14 protein-coding genes, 1 tRNA gene and 2 rRNA genes (1 of these 17 only partly in view) are annotated in these 18,847 nt (G+C 63.7%); 8 read left to right on the top strand and 9 right to left on the bottom strand.

The window, feature by feature from the left end; all coding sequences use genetic code 11:
• The first annotated feature begins 23 nt into the window (after positions 1-23).
• The gene (locus ACQY4S_RS24140; protein WP_428487729.1) at positions 24-1,058 is read left to right on the top strand and encodes a hypothetical protein; all 1,035 of its coding nucleotides are present in this window, start codon (positions 24-26) and stop codon (positions 1,056-1,058) included.
• On the top strand, positions 1,055-1,969 hold the full coding sequence (locus tag ACQY4S_RS24135; protein WP_428487728.1) for an FkbM family methyltransferase: 915 nt from the start codon (positions 1,055-1,057) through the stop codon (positions 1,967-1,969). The genes ACQY4S_RS24140 and ACQY4S_RS24135 overlap by 4 nt, the downstream gene beginning before the upstream one ends.
• 51 nt (positions 1,970-2,020) lie before the next feature.
• On the opposite strand, the gene ACQY4S_RS24130 is transcribed toward ACQY4S_RS24135, so the two are convergent.
• The 5 genes from ACQY4S_RS24130 to ACQY4S_RS24110 form a co-directional block, all read right to left on the bottom strand.
• The gene (locus ACQY4S_RS24130) at positions 2,021-4,129 is read right to left on the bottom strand and encodes a molybdopterin cofactor-binding domain-containing protein (RefSeq protein WP_428487727.1); all 2,109 of its coding nucleotides are present in this window, start codon (positions 4,127-4,129) and stop codon (positions 2,021-2,023) included.
• Positions 4,126-4,608, bottom strand: coding sequence for a (2Fe-2S)-binding protein (locus ACQY4S_RS24125; protein WP_428487726.1), 483 nt, complete (start codon positions 4,606-4,608; stop codon positions 4,126-4,128). The genes ACQY4S_RS24130 and ACQY4S_RS24125 overlap by 4 nt, the downstream gene beginning before the upstream one ends.
• Positions 4,609-4,713: 105 nt before the next feature.
• A complete protein-coding gene (locus tag ACQY4S_RS24120) occupies positions 4,714-5,505 on the bottom strand; it encodes a creatininase family protein (RefSeq protein WP_428487725.1) in 792 nt (263 codons plus the stop codon).
• A gap of 23 nt (positions 5,506-5,528) precedes the next feature.
• Positions 5,529-6,995: an oligosaccharide flippase family protein gene (locus tag ACQY4S_RS24115; protein WP_428487724.1), complete on the bottom strand. Its 1,467-nt coding sequence runs from the start codon at positions 6,993-6,995 to the stop codon at positions 5,529-5,531.
• Positions 6,996-7,201: 206 nt separating this feature from the next.
• Positions 7,202-8,206, bottom strand: coding sequence for a sulfotransferase (locus ACQY4S_RS24110; RefSeq protein ID WP_428487723.1), 1,005 nt, complete (start codon positions 8,204-8,206; stop codon positions 7,202-7,204).
• 303 nt (positions 8,207-8,509) lie between these two features.
• On the opposite strand from ACQY4S_RS24110, the gene ACQY4S_RS24105 reads away from it, so the two are divergent.
• The 4 genes from ACQY4S_RS24105 to ACQY4S_RS24090 all read left to right on the top strand — a co-directional run bounded on the left by ACQY4S_RS24105 (position 8,510) and on the right by ACQY4S_RS24090 (position 13,843).
• Complete coding sequence (locus ACQY4S_RS24105; RefSeq protein WP_428487722.1) at positions 8,510-9,991, top strand: S10 family peptidase; 1,482 nt, start codon at positions 8,510-8,512, stop codon at positions 9,989-9,991.
• A gap of 13 nt (positions 9,992-10,004) precedes the next feature.
• On the top strand, positions 10,005-10,751 hold the full coding sequence (locus tag ACQY4S_RS24100; protein ID WP_428487721.1) for an SDR family NAD(P)-dependent oxidoreductase: 747 nt from the start codon (positions 10,005-10,007) through the stop codon (positions 10,749-10,751).
• Between the two features lie 330 nt (positions 10,752-11,081).
• Positions 11,082-11,951, top strand: coding sequence for a transporter substrate-binding domain-containing protein (locus tag ACQY4S_RS24095; protein ID WP_428487720.1), 870 nt, complete (start codon positions 11,082-11,084; stop codon positions 11,949-11,951).
• A gap of 305 nt (positions 11,952-12,256) precedes the next feature.
• Positions 12,257-13,843, top strand: coding sequence for an amino acid ABC transporter permease/ATP-binding protein (locus ACQY4S_RS24090; protein ID WP_428487719.1), 1,587 nt, complete (start codon positions 12,257-12,259; stop codon positions 13,841-13,843).
• A 71-nt stretch (positions 13,844-13,914) separates the two neighbouring features.
• Here the strand turns inward: ACQY4S_RS24090 and ACQY4S_RS24085 are convergent, their stop codons facing one another.
• Positions 13,915-14,532: an IS701 family transposase gene (locus ACQY4S_RS24085; RefSeq protein WP_428487718.1), complete on the bottom strand. Its 618-nt coding sequence runs from the start codon at positions 14,530-14,532 to the stop codon at positions 13,915-13,917.
• A 64-nt stretch (positions 14,533-14,596) separates the two neighbouring features.
• Between ACQY4S_RS24085 and xseB the strand changes: the two genes are divergently transcribed.
• Entirely contained in the window at positions 14,597-14,827 is a 231-nt protein-coding gene (gene xseB / locus ACQY4S_RS24080; RefSeq protein ID WP_428488489.1) for an exodeoxyribonuclease VII small subunit, read from the top strand.
• 5 nt (positions 14,828-14,832) lie between these two features.
• Positions 14,833-15,570, top strand: coding sequence for a TlyA family RNA methyltransferase (locus tag ACQY4S_RS24075; protein ID WP_428487717.1), 738 nt, complete (start codon positions 14,833-14,835; stop codon positions 15,568-15,570).
• Positions 15,571-15,643: 73 nt separating this feature from the next.
• Here the strand turns inward: ACQY4S_RS24075 and ACQY4S_RS24070 are convergent.
• The 3 genes from ACQY4S_RS24070 to ACQY4S_RS24060 form a co-directional block, all read right to left on the bottom strand.
• Positions 15,644-15,717: transfer RNA gene (locus ACQY4S_RS24070), tRNA-Met, on the bottom strand.
• 120 nt (positions 15,718-15,837) lie between these two features.
• A 5S ribosomal RNA gene (gene rrf / locus ACQY4S_RS24065) occupies positions 15,838-15,952 on the bottom strand.
• Between the two features lie 218 nt (positions 15,953-16,170).
• Positions 16,171-18,847: ribosomal RNA gene (locus ACQY4S_RS24060) — 23S ribosomal RNA — on the bottom strand; it runs 124 nt beyond the window's last position.

Raw genomic sequence — 18,847 nt, 5'->3', positions numbered from 1 at the left:
GGGTCGCTTGCTCGAGGCCAGAAATGGACCAGCTGCCCACGCCGCCGATATCCAATCTCCCGCCGTTCGTTCCGGAGCCGCTGCCCCGTCGCCCGCGTCTCGCCTTCCTGCTGCTGCCAGGCCTGGATCATTTCGCGCAGGCGCTGCTCGACGGCTTGCCTGGCATGACCAATCACGACGTGCAGGCCTTCCAGGTGACCAGCCTGGCGGCATTCGAGGCAGCGCTGGCGTGGACCGACCGGCCCGACATCGACGCACTCTGGTTCGAGTTCTGCTGGCCACCGTTCCCGCGTCTGATCGGCCAGACCGATTTCGGCGGCCGCCGGGTGATCGTGCGGGTGCACCGGATCGAGGCGATGGAGACCAGCCACGTCGCGGACACGCCGTGGCACAAGGTCAGCGACGTCATTGTCGTCAGCCGCGACATGGCGGCCCGCGTCGCCAAGGCGGCGCCGAAGCTGGAGCGGACGACGCGGCTGCATCTGGTGCACAACGGCCTCGATCCGACGCTGTTTGTTCCGTTGGCGAGCTGGGACCGCTACCGCGTCGGCTGGTGCGGCCTGATGACGTTGCGCAAGAACCCGTCGCTGGCGTTGCAGATCCTGTTCGGCCTGCGTGTCCTGGACGAGCGCTACCACCTGCATATCTGCAGCAACGGCGGTGAGCCGCTGGCGACCGAGTCGTTCTTCCATCTGGCAGGGCGCCTCGATCTGCTGGATGCGGTTCATATCGACGGGCGGCTGCCGCCCTCCGCCATGCCGGCCTGGCACGCGCGCAACGGCACCCTGCTGCACACCAGCCTGCATGAAAGCTTTGGCTATGGCATTGCCGAGGCTGCTTCGGTCGGCTGCGACCTGGCCGTGCTCGACCATCCCGGGTCGGCCGAGTTCTGGCCTTCGGCCACGCGCTTCGGCACGGTGGAGGAGGCCGTCTGGCTGATCCGCGACGCCGCACCGCATCGCTGGCGCGACCACGTCGCGCGGCACTTCTCGCTGAGCCGGCAACTCGCCGCCACGGCGGAGCTGTTGCGGGCGCCGGCGCTGGCGATGGCATCATGATGGTGGGGACCGGCAGGCTGGTGCCTGAAGCCGAGGCCTCGGACCCCGTGGCCTGGCGTGGTCAATGCTTCCGGGTGATCCGGCATGCCGCCGTGGCGGCGGCGCTGGACGAGTTCCGCTCGCCGTTCGAAGCCGGCACCCTGGAGTTCTTCGATGCCGTGCTGCCGTCATGCGACAAGATGATCGATGTCGGTGCCTATGTCGGACTGATGAGCCTATATGCCGCCGGCCGCGTGGCGGAGGTCTGCGCCTTCGAGGCCAGCCCGACGAACTTCGGCCTGCTGAACCGCAACGTCGCGGAGAACGATGCGCTGCGGCATCGCATCAGGCTGTTCGGGCATGGGCTGGGCGACCGCGACGAGCAGGTTCCGCTGTATGGCAAGGGCGCCGCGGACTCGGGTTCCAGCATCTTTCGGACGATCGAGCGCGGGCGCATCCTGGATGGCGCGCCCGAGGCGATGGTCGGCTTACGCGATGCGGACGCCGTGCTGCGCGCGGTGGGTGTGACCGGGCGGACGCTGCTGAAGATCGACATCGAAGGCGCGGAGTATCTGGTGGTGCCGGCGATCGCCGCCCTGCTGGCCGAAACCAGGCCGTTCCTGCATCTGTCGTTCCACCCGTTCAATCTCGTCGCGGGCGAGGACGCATACTTGAATGCGGTGATGCGGATCCGGCGCGCGTTGCAGGTCGCCGAGGCGGTGGCGCCGTACCGCACCATGTATTTTCACGAGCAGGGTCGCTGGCACTGCATCGAAGGCGGTGACCGGATGGCCTTCCTGCGCCAGTATCTGCTGCAGCCCAAGCCGGTGCCGCGTATCGTGACGCCGCAGTATGGCTTCATCGATGCGGTTGGTTTCAGTGATGTAGCATTGCCGGCGCTGGATGGGACGGATGTTCACGGGGGCAGTTGACCCGGCGGATGCTTGCCATGACGGATTGGCGCGACGTGATCGGGAATCGCTTTAACGTACCAAAGCCGCTGCTATTCGCTCCCGGGTCAGCGGCATGTCCCTGATCCGCACACCCAGTGCATGTGCCACCGCGTTGCCGATGGCGGCGGCGGTCGGACCGAACGTGCATTCGCCCATGCCCAAGGTCGGCTGGTGCGGATTGTCGATGATCACCGTGTCGATCTCCGGCACCTCGGAGAACCGCATGATCGGATAGCTGCGCCAATCCAGCGACGTGATACCGTCTCCATCCAGCGTTACTTTTTCCTTTAGTGTCATGCTGGCGGCATGCACGATCCCGCCTTCCATCTGGTTGCGCGCGCCGTCCGGGTTGATCACCAGGCCGGCGTCGGCCGCGCACCAGACGTGGCGCAAGGCGATGTCGTGATCGACCTCCAACGCGACCGCTACGCAGGCATAGGCCGCCTTGTTCTTGTAGCGGCTCCAGGCCAGGCCCAGCCCTTGGCCGGTGCCGGCCGGCCCACGCGCCGCCCAGCCGCAGCGCGCCGCCACGTTTTCGATCAGCCGGCGCGCGCGCGGATCGGACAGCAGCGACAAACGATACACGACAGGATCGACGTCGGCTCGCTCCGCTAATTCGTCCATGAAACATTCCAATGCATACACATTGGGCAGCGCGCCCAGGCCGCGCAGCGAGGAGGTTCGCACCGGCGTCTCCAGCGCCAGATGGTGGATCACCCGCTTGGCGGGAAAATCATACAGCGGAAACGCGTTGCGGGTGCCGCCGCCGCCGTTCGCCTCGGTCGGGTCGTTTGCCTTGGCGGGCGGCGGCGGGGTCGGCAGCGCCTCATGCGCCAGCATGGTGCCGCCGAACACCGGGCGTTGGACGTGCGAGCCGGCCCAGATTTCGGCGGTCCAGTCCACCGGCCGTCCGGCCTCGTCTAGAGCGGCGCGGATGCGGGTCATCTGCGCGGTGCTGACCGGCTCGAAGCCGAATTCCTCTTCCCGCCGCCACTGCACGCGGATGCAATGATCAGGCATCCGCAGGGCGATGACCGCCGCGTCCAGCGCGGCATCGTCAGCGCCGTTGTGGCCATAGCACCCGGCGCCATGCGCGTGGCGGACCGTCACCTGGTCATGCCGTAAGCCAAGGATGCAAGCCAGGCTGTTGCGCAGCGGATAGACGCCTTGGGTATGCGACCAGACCGACAGATGGCCGGCGCGGTACTCCGCCAGCGCGCAGGATGGCGCCAGCGCGGCATGGGCGACGAACGGACGGGAATAGGTCTCACTGACGATTACGCCGGTGTCGGCTGGCGGGATAGCATCGCCGTAATGCCGATCGTCCGACGGCTGAGTCTGGTACCACGCGGCTTCCTGCTGTGCGGGATCGAGCTGTCGCACGCCACTCCAGACCGCATGCGAAGCCGCGGCCACGGCGGCGCGCTGCACCGTGGTTTCGTCTGCGTCGACAAAGCCGACGAAGTCACCCCTCCTTACGATCCGGATGTCAGCCCCGGCGGCGCGTCGGATCGCCACCTCGTTCAGCGCCGCCAGCCGTGCGTCACGCGACGGCTGGCGCAGCACGCGGGCATGCAGCATGTCCGGCCGGACGATGTCATGAATGAACGCCGCGCCAGACACCTTGGCGATCAGGTCGATGCGCGGAACCGGCTGGCCGACCACCTTGTAGTCAGCGGGGGATTTCGGCTGAGCCGAACCTTCAATTTCGGCGGCGAAGTCCTCGGTGCCGGAGAAGCTCCAGTAGTCATGGCCGGTGGCGTTGCCGTTTTGCAGGAAGACGCCGTCGTCCACCGACAGGTCGTCCGGCGCGCAGTTCAGCCGCTGCGCCAGCCGGCCGAGGATGCGCGCGCGCAACTCGGCGCTGACAAGGCGCACGGACCGGCCGGACATCTCGATCGATTGGCTGGAACTGGTGGATCCCTCGTCTGGCGCGTCAGCGGTGTCGCCGGACAGGATGTTGATCCGCCCGATCGCCACATCGAGCTCCTCGGCGGCGATTTGCGACAGCGCGATCAGCACGCCCTGGCCGATCTCGACCTTTCCCACGGCCAGCCTGACGGTGCGGTCCGGCTGGAAGCGCAGCCACGTCTCCATCCGCCGGTTGTTCTGGATGCTGAGGGGCAGGCTCTCGCTCATGTCGCCGCTCGCGTAACCGCCACGGCCATGCCGGCGGCCTTCTGGACAGCACCGATGATCCGCGTGTGCGTCCCGCAGCGGCAGAGGTGCTTATCCAGGGCCGCGACGATATCCGCCCGGGTCGGCGCGGGATTGCGGTCCAGCAGCGCCTTGGCGCTGATGATGATCCCGGACAGGCAGTAGCCACACTGCCCGGCCTGCTCCTGCAGGAACGCGCGCTGCAACGGGTGCGGATCGTCCGCTGTTCCCAGTCCCTCGATCGTCGTCACCGATCGGCCCGCCAGCGAGCCCACCTCGCGCGCGCAGGCATAGGCCGGCTCGCCGTCGATCAGCACCATGCAGGTGCCGCACTGCTCCAGTCCGCAGCCATAGCGGGAGCCTTTAAGATCCAGATGATTGCGCAGTACATCCAGCAGCGGCGTGGTGGCCGCTGCATGAATGCTGGCGCTGCGCCCGTTGACGGTCAGCTCGATGGTCATCGTCGCTTCCTCTTTCACCGCCGGCGCCTGTTCGTCATCGCCGGTTTATCGGGGCCTTTCCCGGTCCGGTCAGCCCAGGGCGATGACAAGCGTGGCGTGCTGGCGCTAATCCGTGACATTCTCCGAGGTCCACGGCAAATCCCATAGCGCCGGATTGCACAGCTTCTCCCCCAGCGCGGTGGAAATTGCGTCGAGCAATGCTTCCCCCTTCCCTGGCGTCGCTGCCTCCGGGTTGCCGATCACGCCGGAGCTCGACCGGCTGCCGATGCTGCGCCAGCGATAGACCCCGCCGCCGACGACATCGGACAGGTCCGGCGTGGGGTTGGACTTTGCCAAGGGGATGCGATCGATCGCGACCAGATCAGGCCGGATGGCCAGCATCATCGCGGTTTCCGCCTCGCAGGCGTGCTGCAGCCCACCCTGGGTCTCCAGGATTTTAGCGATCGCGACCGCCGCGGCATACCAGTATGTGAACTGCACGATCGGCACGCCCAGCTTCGGCGTCAGGTCGTCGGTGATGGTGCGCAGGGCGTTTTCATTCCCGCCATGCGCGTTGAGCAGCACGATCCGCTTGAACCCGTGCCGCAGGACGGACCGCGCCACGCCTTCGATCAGGGCAGCGAACGCGGCGTTGTCCAGCGTCACCGTACCGCCGAAGCTCATGTGATGCTCCGACAGGCCGGTCCACAGCACCGGCAGCACCAGCACCGGCTGGCGCTTCGCCAGCAGCTTCTCGGCGGTTCGCGCGGCGACCGTCTCGCCCAGCAGGGAGTCGACCTCGACCGGCAAATGCGGGCCGTGCTGTTCCAGCGACGCGACCGGCAGGATGACGATCGCGTCGAGACGCGCCTGCTCCCGCAACTGGTCCGCCCGCAATTTCCGCCATTCGTATTGCATGAACGTGGCCTCCTGGCCGGAGATCAATCCGTGAGCACCGCAATGTTCGGCCTGATCCGCCTGCGCAGCGCGTTCCAGCCGAGGGTGCGAACCTCTCCGACGTCCAGAACGATGGCGCTTACCAGATAGATCGCGCTGCCGAGCAAAACCGCCGCGAGCAGTCCGAACCAGTTCAGCGGAAAGCGGATCAAGCTAAGCCCGATGATCATCGGCACCACGGCGGCCACGCAGCGGACCACCTGCCAGACCGGCAGCCAGACGGGAAACACCGAGGTGCCGACAAACCAGCCGGCCACGACGATGCCGCACTGGCAGGCGAACGCCGTCCAGGCGGCGCCCAGCATGCCGTAGCGGGGGATGACATACAGGTTCAGGCCGATGTTCAGCAGCGTGGCCGGCGCATAGGTCCAGAGCATCATCAGCGGCCGTCCGGACAGATGGAAGGCGTGGTCGATGAAATGTGCCCGCAGCCCGCGTGCCAGGGCAGTCAGGCTCATGATCGGGATCAGCGTCGCCACGCCATCGCGGAATGCCGGCCCGACCAGGGATGACGCCACATAATCGGCGGTGAACGCCAGCCCGACGCAGGCCGGCAGGGTGACCGCCAGCAGCGCGATCCCGTTGCGCCCGGCCTGCAGGCGCGCCGCCTCCTTGCCCTGGTGCTCCAGCACCTGAACCACCAGCGGGAAGGTCGCGGTGGAAATCGAGGAGCATATCACCGTGGTCGGCCGCTCCACCAGATTGTAGGCGACGGCGAAGATCCCCAGCATCTCGGTGCCGGCGAGCGAGCCGAGGAGGAACCGGTCGCTGTTCTGCATGATCATGGCGGTGGCCGCGACCGCGACCATCGGCCATGAATACTCCACCAGCCTGACCAGTTCGGCTCGATCCAGGACCTTCGCGGCGCGGCGGAACGGCACCGCCAGCAGCCGCAGGTCGATGCTGGCGCAGAGGATCGCGGCGATCAGCAGGCCTGTGAGGATCGCATCCGCGCCGCGTCCGAGGACGAACAGCGCCGAGAACCCGAGGCCGAAGCCTAGCACGGCATGGAGACACTCAATCGTGTTGAAGCGCCTCATGTTGTTGCCGGAGCGGTTGATCGCCTGGTTCAACTGGACCAGCGAGCGGAACAACAGCAGGGGCAGGGCCAGCCAGATCGGGGCACGATACTGCGCCGGCAGATTGACCAGCAGACCGGCGCCAACCCATAGCAGGCAGACCGCGCCACAAAGGGCGTAAAAGACGACGTATGCCTCTTTCAGCAGGTCGTCGCGTCGGCCGGAAATGGTCGCCGCCGGATAGAAGCGCATGACCGCGATTGGCAGCGCGTAGAACAGCGAGGTCTGCAAGATCAAGATGGCCGAAAAGACGTAGGTGTAGCTGCCGAATGCCGCCGGCGACAGAAGCCGCGTATAGGCATAGATCATAACCATCGAAACGACGGCTGGAACAATGTTGGATGGAATATAGCCGATGATCTGCCGATACACGGACGCGTTGCCTCTAGCCTCAAAGTGGCGGCCCCGGTGTGATAGCTGGTTCCGGCAGTGCCAACGGTTAAAACGACCCGTCATGCCTGTCATGCACGACGGGTGGCTGATAGGCAACGATTAACCCGTAGTTGGATTAACCGTTGTGCTGGAACAAGTCACGTTGGCATGAAACCAAGTTGTTTCAATTTAAATCCGATCAGCCGCTATTGCGTGATGGCCGGGTCGTTCACGTCCGCCGCCAGATCCGACCAATACCGCGTGAGCGGCGAGGTGCGTACGATGGCGCGAACCGCGTCCTGGTCCGGCCGGCTCATGCTCTGGCGCCAGCGGTCCGCGACCACGGCGGTGACCCTGATCACGTCATAGTAGCCCAAGGACTGGCCGCCGCGCGTGCTGGCGGCCAGGAACGCGGCAGTCTGCTGCTGCCACTCAAGGCCGGCGAAGGCGAAGAGGTCCTTTGACAGGGACTCGGTCTGGCGGCAGAGGTCTTCGTAAATCACGATACGTGCGTTCGGCTGATGCTGAAGTCTTTCGACCGCTGGCTCGTTGAAGGCCAGCCAGCCCCAGGCAAGCTTGCCGGCGTCGGAAAGCGCATCGAATTCCCGCTTGCCGACCCCCTTCGTCGCGGCGAACGACACGGCTTCGGCCAGATCGACCGGTTCGCCGGAACCGGTTCCGCTTGCCGCAAAGCGCCCGTCAGCCCAGCCCGCCATGATGGATGCCACCTGGCCACAAGGATGCCGCAGAATAAAGCAGCAGCGGCAGTCCGGCATGGTCTCGACGGCCAGGCTGCCATCCCAGTTTACCAGCTTGACCGCGGCACGCACCTTATGACGGCGATGTAAGGCAACCAGATCGGGCAGCGCCAACCGGCTGGCGGGAGCGGCCGTCATCGGGATGCGTTGTGCCGCCGCCAGCGCCAGGGACAGACTTTTGCGGGTGAACTCAAGCGGCACGGGACGCCATGACTTCGCGAAGAAGGGACGCTTGGCGGCCGACCGGAGCCCGCGCTGACGGATCCAGGCGCTGATTTGATCCACCGGCGCCGCCCGCTGGTCTGGACCCGCCAGCTCATCAGGCTCGTGCCGATAGAGAACATCGGGATGGCTGTCGATGATCTTCGCCAGCCACGTTGTGCCGGACCTTGGGGAACCCAGGACGAGGATGGCGGACGCGGCAAGCTTTTCGTAATGATTGGAAACGGGCATGAAGCGGACCAGAGGCGCTGCCTTGTTTACACCAAAAAGCATTGACATTTACGAAGGTTGCATCAAAATTCTCTGGCGGATCATGGCGTGAGTTGGAGGCAGAAAATGCTTCTGCCATCGTTTTACCGATACGGCTATGCGACGATTGGATCTTCGCGTACTTGTGTTGGCAGACGTCCGACATCGCGAGCGCCGCTCGCGTTCAAGCCGGCCGGAACGGCCTGCCGTTCAGTCGGGCAAAGAATAACGACGTCAGCGGTCCCTTCGATGTGCGGCACGAGGGGCGCGTGGTATAGGTCCACGATGATGATGCCGCTGCTGTTGCTGTTATCGCTGTTGGCTTGGTGCGTGCCTCATCCCGCCCATGCCCAACGGTCCGATCCGCCGACGCGAGAGCCCGAGGCGGTCCATCTGCCGGCCGATCTGACCACCCATCAGGCGCTTGACCTGCCAGGGCGGGTCCTGCGCTTTACCGCGACCGCCGGCAGCATTCGCCTGCGCGACGGCAAGGATGCGCCGGTCGCCGACATAGCGTTCATCGCCTACCAGATGGAGAGTGCCGAAGCTATCCTCCGACCGGTCACCTTCGTCTTCAATGGCGGCCCCGGCATGGCGTCCGCCTGGTTGCAGATGGGGGCGCTGGGACCGTGGCGGGTCCGTCTTGATACGCATGTCGACGGCCCCTCCGCCTCCCCGGTACCGGTGCCGAACGCGGAGACCTGGCTGGATTTCACCGATCTGGTGTTCATCGACCCGCCGGGCACCGGCTATTCCTCGGTCGTAGCGACGGATGCCGATACCCGCCGGCGCCTGTGGTCGGTTGGCGGCGACATCGACGCGCTGGCGGTGACGATCCGCCGCTGGCTGGACCGGAACGGCCGCATGGCATCACCGAAATACATCGTCGGCGAGAGCTATGGCGGGTTCCGCGGGCCACGCCTGGTGCGCAAGCTGCAATCGGATGAAGGGATCGGTGTCAGCGGGCTGGTGCTGCTGTCGCCGTTGCTGGATGTGCATCAGGAAAGCGGCTTCGCCGATCCGCTGAGCTGGGTCGATCTGCTGCCCTCCGAGGTCGCGGTCGTGCGGGCGGAACACGGCCCGGTGGAACGCTCGGATCTGGCCGATGTGGAAGCCTATGCGCACGGCGCTTATATCACCGACATCCTGCGCGGCGAGCACGACGCCGCGGCGACGGACCGGCTGACCACCCAGGTGGCGGCATTGACCGGCCTGGACACCGCGCTGGTGCGGCGGATGCATGGGCGGCTGGACGCTTCGGTGTTCCAACAGGCAGTGGCTCCCGGTCAGGTCGCCAGCGTCTACGACGGCACCGCGACCCGACCCGATCCAACGCCGCGCCAGCTCGACGGTCAGTTTCCCGACCCTGTTCTCGGCGGCTTCGAGGCACCGGTGACCAGCGCCATGATGGCAATCTATACCGGCAAGCTGAACTGGCGCCCGGATATGGTGTATCACTTGTCGAGCGATGCCGTGTTCGGGTCCTGGGACTGGGGACATGGCCTGGGCCGGCCAGAGTCGCTGACCGCGCTGCAGGCGGCCCGCTCGGTCGATCCGCATCTGCGGGTGCTGGTTGCGCAGGGCCTGTTCGACCTCCGTACCCCCTACGCCGGCACCGCTCGGCTGCTGGACATGCTGCCGGAGATGACAGGTGCGGCACCGGTCGTGCTGAAGGTCTATCCGGGTGGGCACATGTTCTATTTCACTGATGCCTCCCGCGCCGCATTGCGCGAGGACGCCAAAGCGGTGTTCGATCCGCCGGAATAGGGGAAGGATCGCGATGAACATCGATTTCACCGGCCGCAAGGCCGTTGTCTGCGGCGGCAGCCGCGGCATTGGCCGCGCCATCGCGCTGGAACTGGCGGCGAGCGGGGCGGATGTCTCTATCTGCGCTCGTGGCGCGGAGACGCTGGAGAAGACCCGCGGGGAGGTCGCCGCCCTTGGCCACACGGCACATGCCGCGTCGGTCGATCTGGGCGATGCGGCCGCGATCAAGGCCTATGTCGCCGAGGCGGCGGCGGAACTGGGCGGGATCGACGTGCTGGTCAACAATGCCTCGGCCTTTGGGTCAGCGGATGACGAGGCGGCCTGGGTGTCCAGCCTGGCGATCGACATGCTGGCGATCGTGCATGCGACACAGGCCGCACTGCCGTTCCTGACCGCGGCGAAGGGCAGCGTGGTCAATACATCCTCGATTTCCGCGCTGCGGCCAGCGGCGCGGCAGCCGCCGTATGGCGCGATCAAGGCGGCGGTCATCCACTACACGAATACCCAGGCGGCGATGTACGCGCGCGCCGGGGTGCGGGTGAACGGGATCGCACCGGGATCCATCGAGTTTCCTGGCGGGGTGTGGGACCGGCGCAAGACGGACAACCCGAAGCTTTATGGCGCGGTATTGAATGCGATCCCGTTCGGGCGACTGGGCACGCCGGAGGAGGTGGCGAACGTGGTGCTGTTCCTGGCCTCGCCGCTGGCGTCGTGGGTGACCGGGCAGACGATCGTAGTGGATGGCGGGCAGTTGCTGTAGGGAACGTCAGACTTCGGCGTCACCTGGCTTCCGTCGGTCCTATATCAAGCATACTGCCCTATTGTTAAACATTGGCTGCTGGCTTTGGCCTCACTGCGACAGATCTGCCTGTTGCGGAAGTTTTTCCGTGGCCGAGGAGAGGCCAGCGATGCCGCTTTCAGTATCCGTCCACAAAGGCCGCCATACAACAGTCTGACGCTGGCACGCGGATTGCTAGTTCGCCACCGGATCTATCAGCCCGAAGTACACGCCAACGCAGCAGTCGAAGCATCCATCAAGCGTTGTGATCAACAGACCGCCTCGCCACCTCTGTCTTGAGGAATCCGTGCCATGATCACGCAGCCAGCAGCATGGCTTTCCAGCGCCTTGTGCGGCTTCATGCTGTTCTTGTCGATGGGATCGGCATGCGCTGCCGACGTGAAGCCTTGCCAGCCGGACAAGCTTGCCGTGCGTTATCCCGGCCTGGTTGGCAAGACCATCCAGGTTGGTCAGGACGGCGTGTCGCTGCCCTATAGCTATCATGATCCGTCAAATCCCGACCGCCTGCTGGGCGCGGACACGGACTACGCGCGGGTGGTATTCGCTTGCATCGGTGTTCCGGTGACCTTCCAGGTCGGCGCCTGGTCGGGCTTGCTTCCCGCCGTCGCGTCCGGCCGTATCGACGTCATGTGGGACGACCTCTACTACACGCCGGAGCGTGCCCAAAAAGTCGATTATGTCCTGTACGGTACAGCGTCCGACAGTGCGATACTGCGGAAGGGCAATCCGAAGAACATCCAATCGCTGGCTGACCTGTGCGGTGTTCGCGCCGTCGCCGGTCTCGGCACGGTTGAAGCGTTGCTGCTCGTCAGCCTCAACCAGAAGTGCACCCAGGCCGGGAAGCCGCCCATCGATATCATTACGTATCAAGACAGACCTAGTGCATGGCAGATGATCGAAACGAATCGGGCCGACATCGTTCTGTCGTCCTCGGCGATGGCCGTCGCGGCAACGGCTGAAAGGCCGAACATGGAGACCGGGTTCAATTTCCTGCCCGACGTCAAGGTTGGTGTCGCCATCGCGAAGGGACGTACGGAGCTTGAGCAGGCAATAGCCGACGGCATGGGGGCTACCTTGGCCACCGGCCAGGTCGCGAAGATCTACACGTCATACAAGCTTGATCCGAAGCTGCTGCTTCCTCCTGAAATCCTGACCAAGTGAGTGCGATTCGGTTGATGAGGGCGTCGTGACGTGGACTGCTTGTCGCTTGAGAGCAGGGCTGCCGGCCTGGGCGCCTGCGTCGCACCGATATGTCGCGCGTTAAAAGGATGCAGCCTCTCGGCCGGCGCAGGACGTCTATACTTTAGAAGCGTCATCTTCTGCCATGGGGTCGGTACTGGATGCTTGCTTTCAATGGCCTGCCCAGACCGACGGGCCGCAGCGAAATACGATAAACTTCAGGGGCAGGACGCCCGCTCCATGCTTCTGGAGCCGTCCGTTGGCATGTTTGCTGGGTAGTCATCGTCATGCCGAACAATTTTGTTACTTACCTGACCTCATCGTTCATGCTGCAGGGCGCCCTGCTGGCGCTCGAGATCGCCGGACTGGCGATGGCGGCAGGGCTTATCCTTGGCCTGGGGCTGGCGCTGTTGCGATTGTCCCGCAGTTCAGTGCTAAGCGGCATTGCCTGGTTCTACATCTGGTTCATGCGCGGCACGCCGCTGTTGCTGCAACTCGTGTTCATTTTCGATGTGCTGCCCGCGGTGGGCCTGACGTTCGGCACGTTCACCACGGCGGTGGTCGGCTTCTCGCTGAACGAGGCTGCCTTCACCGCCGAGATCATCCGCGGCGGCATTCTGTCGGTGAACCGCAGCCAGAGCACCGCCGCAACGGCGCTAGGCATGCCGCCCTTGCTCACGCTCCGACGTATCATCCTGCCGCAGGCGATGCGGGCGATCCTGCCGGCTCTCGCCAACCAGACGATCAGCCTGATCAAGGGAACGTCGATCGCGTCGGTGATCTTCGTTAACGAACTGACGCTCCGGGCGGAGCAGATCGTCGCGCAGAACTTCCGCTTCTTCCAGGTGTTCACCGCGGCTGGGCTGATCTATTTGACCATGACAAGTGCGGTTGCGGTCGCACAGCTCGCCGCCGAACGCCGCTTCGACTTCATGCGGGACGATCGCACGGGGATCAGTGGGCGTCTGCTGTCGATTTTCGGACGCAGCAAGCCTGCGGAGCCAGCGGCCGAGCCGCGCCCGGAACCGCCGCGCGAACGCCTGCCCACGCTGATCGCCGGCATCTGTCGCGATCTTGCAAGCACGAACGCCGAGCCGTGCGTGGTCTGCCGGAACGTCCAAAAATCCTATGGCACGCGGGAGGTCCTGAAAAGCATCGACATGACTGTGCATACCGGCGAGGTCGTGGTGATCATGGGGCCCAGCGGTTCCGGCAAGAGCACGTTGCTGCGGCTGATCAATCACCTGGAGCCGCTGGGCTGGGGTGAGATCACCGTGCACGGCATCCATGTCGGATACGAAAAGATACCCGGCGGCGGTCTACGGCCCACGCGCCGGCTGGCGCAGGCCCGCGCCAAGGCCCGTATCGGCATGGTGTTCCAGCACTTCAACTTGTTCGAGCACCTGACCACGCTGGAGAACGTGATCGAGGCCCCCGTAACGGTTTATCACGAACCGCCCGATGATGCGCGCGCCATCGGCCTGCGGCTGCTTGCCGCTGTCGGCCTTGCCAGGCACGCCGAACATTTTCCGCATCAGTTGTCGGGGGGGCAACAGCAGCGGGTGGCAATCGCCCGTGCCCTGGCCGTCTCGCCGCGGGTGATGCTGTTCGATGAACCAACCTCCGCGCTGGATCCGGAACTGGTGGGGGAGGTTCTGGCGGTGATTCGTGGCCTTGCTGAAGCAGGCATGACCATGATTATCGTCACCCACGAGGTTCGTTTCGCCCGCGATGTCGCCGATCGAATCCTGTTCATGGACGATGGCTTGATCGTGGAACAGGGTGCCGCCGAACAGGTTCTTGACCGGCCGGTTCAGGAGCGCACCCGGCGCTTTCTGCGAATGGTGAACAAGATCGAGGAGGAGATCGTTTAGACCATGATTGATTGAGGCTGCATCTTCGCCAGTGTCCGACCAGGGTCTAGCTTTTTGTTTGCTCGAGTGCTTCACGCGCCGTAAAGGTTCCGCTCAGCGCAATCATGCGCTATCTCTTTGTTTTCAGTGGTATGCCCACCCCCTCCCTTGGTCTGAAACGTAATTGTCTCCGGCACACCGGCCTCGGCGCGCCGCGCGCTGTCATCTGGCCAGGCCTGCGGCAGATAAAGCTGCTCGCCAGCCGGCAGACTAGCCTGATCGTTGGCCACCGACAGGCTGATCGCCACCTGGCGGTTGTCCCGCTTGCCACGCCGCCGGCAGTCTTGCCGCGCCAAATCGATCGAGTGCTGACCCTTCTTCGGGAAGCCGCTGTCATCGCCAATCCAGTAGCCAATCGGCCCATGCCGCGCGATCGCCGGCAGCACCTGCTGGCGCACCGCCGCGTCATCCCACGCGGCCTGGGCCACGACATGGTGCATCGACTGGTGCACCGCCTGCACCTGATCCGGTTCAATCCGCGCGGCCATCGGCTCGATGCTTTTGCGTTCGCCGGGCAGCAACAATCCGCTGCAGTTGGCCTGTGCCGGTGCGACTCGGCTGGCATGGCCCAACACCTGGGTTATCCCAGCCAGATAGGCCGCGAACCAATCCTCGTCAGACTGCGTTTGCTTTGCATCAGGTTTTGTCATCCCTTCCATGTAGGAAGAAAGTGACACAGTAGAATTAGGAGGAAAACCAAGCGTGTCGGACAGCCTGCGAGACGACGTCATCCTGCTATCGTTCGAGGACGCCTTGGCGGAACTTGACCAGCTCGTGCATCGCCTGGAGGGCGGCACGCTTAAACTGGATGCCGCGATCCAGGCGTTCGAGCGGGGCGTGACCTTGCGCCGCCATTGCGAGGCAAAGCTTGCCGAGGTGGAAGCGCGCGTCGAGGCATTGGTGCAGCGCGCCGACGGATCTCTGGCGACGCGGCCGCTTGAGTAAGGCGTGTGAAGCTCCGCGCGGACCAATGGCTGGTCAAGCTTGGGTTGGTTGAAGACAATGCCAAGGCTCAGGCGCTCATCCTGGCCGGAAGAGTATTTTCCGGTCATAAGCGCATCGCGAAAGCGGGCGATCTGCTGGCCGAGGGCACGCTGTTGGCGGTACGCGGGCAGGAGCATCCCTGGGTTTCCCGCGGCGGATTGAAATTGGCGCATGGATTGGCGCATTTCGGCTTTTCTCCGGCCGGCCGGGTTTGTCTGGATCTGGGTGCCTCGACCGGCGGATTTACCGACGTACTGCTGACGAACGGCGCGAGGAAGGTTCACGCCGTGGATGTCGGCTATGGGCAACTTGCCTGGAAACTGCGTTGTGATGATCGGGTCAAGGTGCACGAGAAGACCAACGCACGCTACCTGGATGCGACAATGGCTATTGAGCCGATCGGGGCGCTGGTCTGTGACGTCAGCTTTATTGGACTGTCCACCTTGCTGCCGGCGCCGCTCTCTCTATGTGGTCCCGGCGCCTGGGCTATTGCGCTGATAAAACCTCAGTTCGAGGCTGATGTCGCGGCAGTTGGAAACAAGGGCGTGGTGCGCGATTCAACTGTGCATGACGCTGTTTGCGAGCGGGTTGAGGCATGGTGGCGAGGTCTACCTGGCTGGACTGTGTCAGGCGTGCTCGAAAGTCCCGTAACAGGGCCGCAGGGAAACAAGGAGTTTCTAATCGGTGCAAGTCGGATTGTATGACCTGCCCCCTTGTTCTCCTGTCGCCACAGGAAGGCGCGGCCTCTGCGGTGGTGGGGGATGGTGATGGGGGGGGTTGCGGGGACAGGATTTGAACCTGTGACCTTCAGGTTATGAGCCTGACGAGCTACCGGGCTGCTCCACCCCGCGGTGGTGGTAACGTTGCGCCGTTCACGTGGCGGTTTGCGCGCTGGAGGGGTTTCGCTTTCGTCTGAGGATCGACGTCTGAACCCTGACGACTGGCAACGGCGTTCCAGGGTGGATGGGAGGACCTGGCGGCGACCTACTCTCCCGTGCCTTGAGGCACAGTACCATGGGCGCTGGGGGTTTTCACGGCCGAGTTCGGGATGGGATCGGGTGCGGGCTCCCCGCCATGGCCACCAGGTCGTCCAATCCACCCTGTCGAGGGTGATTGGGCGAGGGGGGATCGTGGTTCTGGTGTTGTGTGACTGTGTTGGCGGCCCGCAGCGTTCACCCCCGCGGCTTGCAGGCCCGCGCCGTTGCCAACCGACCCCGGCGCTGTTGGGGGGGAAGGCTGTCACGGCGGAGGCTGTGGCGGGGGATGATTTCCATGCATGGTGTTGGCCTGTAGGGGGCTGTTGGGGGATCGAGCCGCTTGGGCGATTAGGACCAGTTGGCTGCACGCGTTGCCGCGCTTGCACGTCTGGCCTATCGACGTGATGGTCTATCACGGCCCTACAGGGTGTGACCCCAGGGAGACCTGGTTTTGAGGTAAGTTTCCCGCTTAGATGCTTTCAGCGGTTATCTTGTCCAGACATAGCTACCCGGCGGTGCCACTGGCGTGACAACCGGTGCACCAGAGGTCTGTCCATCCCGGTCCTCTCGTACTAGGGACAGATCCTCGCAAGTCTCCAACACCCACGGCAGATAGGGACCGAACTGTCTCACGACGTTCTAAACCCAGCTCACGTACCACTTTAATCGGCGAACAGCCGAACCCTTGGGACCTGCTCCAGCCCCAGGATGTGATGAGCCGACATCGAGGTGCCAAACCTCCCCGTCGATGTGGACTCTTGGGGGAGATCAGCCTGTTATCCCTAGAGTACCTTTTATCCGTTGAGCGATGGCCCTTCCACGCGGGACCACCGGATCACTATGGCCGACTTTCGTCTCTGCTCGAGCTGTCACTCTCGCAGTCAGGCGGGCTTGTGCCATTGCACTCAGCAGCCGATGTCCGACCGGCCTGAGCCCACCATCGCGCGCCTCCGTTACACTTTAGGAGGCGACCGCCCCAGTCAAACTGCCCACCATGCAGGGTCCCGGACCGGGCTGACCGGTCGCGGTTAGACATCAGAAGAGGTCAGGGTGGTATTTCAAGGTTGGCTCCACCCGAGCTAGCGCCCTGGCTTCGATGCCTCCCACCTATCCTACACAGCCCCCTCCTAATGCCACTGCAAAGCTGCAGTAAAGGTTCATAGGGTCTTTCCGTCTGACCGCGGGTACCCCGCATCTTCACGGGGAATTCAATTTCGCTGAGCCGATGCTGGAGACAGTGGGGAAGTCGTTACGCCATTCGTGCAGGTCGGAACTTACCCGACAAGGAATTTCGCTACCTTAGGACCGTTATAGTTACGGCCGCCGTTTACCGGGGCTTCAATTCAGTGCTTGCACACCTCCTCTTAACCTTCCGGCACCGGGCAGGCGTCAGGCCGTATACGTCGTCTCTCGACTTCGCACAGCCCTGTGTTTTTACTAAACAGTCGCTACCCCCTGCTCTGTGCCACCCAAGCGTGGTTGCCCACCCTTGGGTCTCGCTTATCCCGAAGTTACGCGAGCAATTTGCCTAGTTCCTTCAGCATCGTTCTCTCAAGCGCCTTGGTATGCTCTACCAGTCCACCTGTGTCGGTTTCGGGTACGGTCTATACGCTGGAGCTGTTTCCCGGAACGGCGTGACGGCACGGGCAATCCGATAAGCCCGCACAATTTCGGCCATTCGTCACTTCCAGCAGGCTGGGGAGTGTTAACCCCATTCCCATCGACTACGGCTTTCGCCCTCGCCTTAGGGGCCGGCTCACCCTGCGCGGATTAACCTTGCGCAGGAACCCTTGGACTTTCGGCGACAGCGTTTCTCACGCTGTTTGTCGCTACTCATGTCAGCATTCGCACTTCCGATACCTCCACCACCCCTCACGGGTATGGCTTCGCAGGCGTACGGAACGCTCCGCTACCGCGCACTTACGTGCGCCCACAGCTTCGGTACGTGGCTTGAGCCCCGTTACATCTTCGGCGCGGGATTTCTTGACTAGACCAGTGAGCTATTACGCTTTCTTTAAAGGATGGCTGCTTCTAAGCCAACCTCCTGGTTGTTTTGGAATTCCCACATCCTTTCCCACTTAGCCACGATTTGGGGACCTTAGCTGGTGGTCTGGGCTGTTTCCCTCTCGACGACGGACCTTAGCACCCGCCGTCTGTCTGCCACGCAAGACACCTCGGTATTCGGAGTTTGGTTAGGTTTGGTAAGGCTTTGGACCCCCCTAGCCCATCCAGTGCTCTACCCCCGAGGGCATAGACGTGACGATCTACCTCAATAGATTTCGCGGAGAACCAGCTATTTCCGAGTTTGATTGGCCTTTCACCCCTAGCCACAGCTCATCCCCGACTTTTTCAACAGGCGTGGGTTCGGCCCTCCAGTGCGTGTTACCGCACCTTCAGCCTGGCCATGGCTAGATCACTCGGTTTCGGGTCTTCCGCCCGCGACTGAACGGGACCCCATCGTGCAAGCACGATGGGAACCCCTACGCCCTGTTCAGACTCGCTTTCGCTGCGCCTACGCCTACCGGCTTAAGCTCGCCGCGAACGGAAACTCGCTGACCCATTATACAAAAGGTACGCCGTCACGGCACCAAACCCTCGCGGGCCGGCCGCTCCGACTGCTTGTAGGCATTCGGTTTCAGGTCTCTTTCACTCCCCTTTAGGGGTGCTTTTCACCTTTCCCTCACGGTACTTGTTCGCTATCGGTCACCAGGGAGTATTTAGGCTTGGAGGGTGGTCCCCCCATGTTCAGACAGGATTTCACGTGTCCCGCCCTACTCAAGGATTTTCAAACATTTACGCATACGGGGCTATCACCCGCTTTGGCCGCACTTTCCAGAGCGTTCTGCTTAGCTTTCGAAAACCACTGGCCTGTTCCGCTTTCGCTCGCCACTACTCGCGGAATCTCTGTTGATGTCTGTTCCTCCAGGTACTGAGATGTTTCAGTTCCCCGGGTTCGCCTCGTCACACTATGGATTCATGTGACGATACCCTTTCGGGTGGGTTG

The sequence above is a fragment of the Rhodopila sp. genome, assembly GCF_965276935.1.
Classification (GTDB): Bacteria; Pseudomonadota; Alphaproteobacteria; order Acetobacterales; family Acetobacteraceae; genus Rhodopila.
The sequence above is the reverse complement of the archived record's forward strand: the minus strand, read 5'-3'. Positions and strand labels throughout refer to the sequence as shown.

What these genes read in the sequence shown, in the direction of transcription:
- ACQY4S_RS24135 (WP_428487728.1), top strand. Translation starts at nt 1,055, where the DNA reads ATGATGGTGGGGACCGGCAGGCTGGTGCCTGAAGCCGAGGCCTCGGAC.
- ACQY4S_RS24105 (WP_428487722.1), top strand. Translation starts at nt 8,510, where the DNA reads ATGATGATGCCGCTGCTGTTGCTGTTATCGCTGTTGGCTTGGTGCGTG.
- ACQY4S_RS24100 (WP_428487721.1), top strand. Translation starts at nt 10,005, where the DNA reads ATGAACATCGATTTCACCGGCCGCAAGGCCGTTGTCTGCGGCGGCAGC.
- ACQY4S_RS24110 (WP_428487723.1), bottom strand. Translation starts at nt 8,206, where the DNA reads ATGCCCGTTTCCAATCATTACGAAAAGCTTGCCGCGTCCGCCATCCTC.
- ACQY4S_RS24085 (WP_428487718.1), bottom strand. Translation starts at nt 14,532, where the DNA reads ATGACAAAACCTGATGCAAAGCAAACGCAGTCTGACGAGGATTGGTTC.
- ACQY4S_RS24140 (WP_428487729.1), top strand. Translation starts at nt 24, where the DNA reads ATGGACCAGCTGCCCACGCCGCCGATATCCAATCTCCCGCCGTTCGTT.
- ACQY4S_RS24125 (WP_428487726.1), bottom strand. Translation starts at nt 4,608, where the DNA reads ATGACCATCGAGCTGACCGTCAACGGGCGCAGCGCCAGCATTCATGCA.
- ACQY4S_RS24095 (WP_428487720.1), top strand. Translation starts at nt 11,082, where the DNA reads ATGATCACGCAGCCAGCAGCATGGCTTTCCAGCGCCTTGTGCGGCTTC.
- ACQY4S_RS24090 (WP_428487719.1), top strand. Translation starts at nt 12,257, where the DNA reads ATGCCGAACAATTTTGTTACTTACCTGACCTCATCGTTCATGCTGCAG.
- ACQY4S_RS24120 (WP_428487725.1), bottom strand. Translation starts at nt 5,505, where the DNA reads ATGCAATACGAATGGCGGAAATTGCGGGCGGACCAGTTGCGGGAGCAG.
- ACQY4S_RS24130 (WP_428487727.1), bottom strand. Translation starts at nt 4,129, where the DNA reads ATGAGCGAGAGCCTGCCCCTCAGCATCCAGAACAACCGGCGGATGGAG.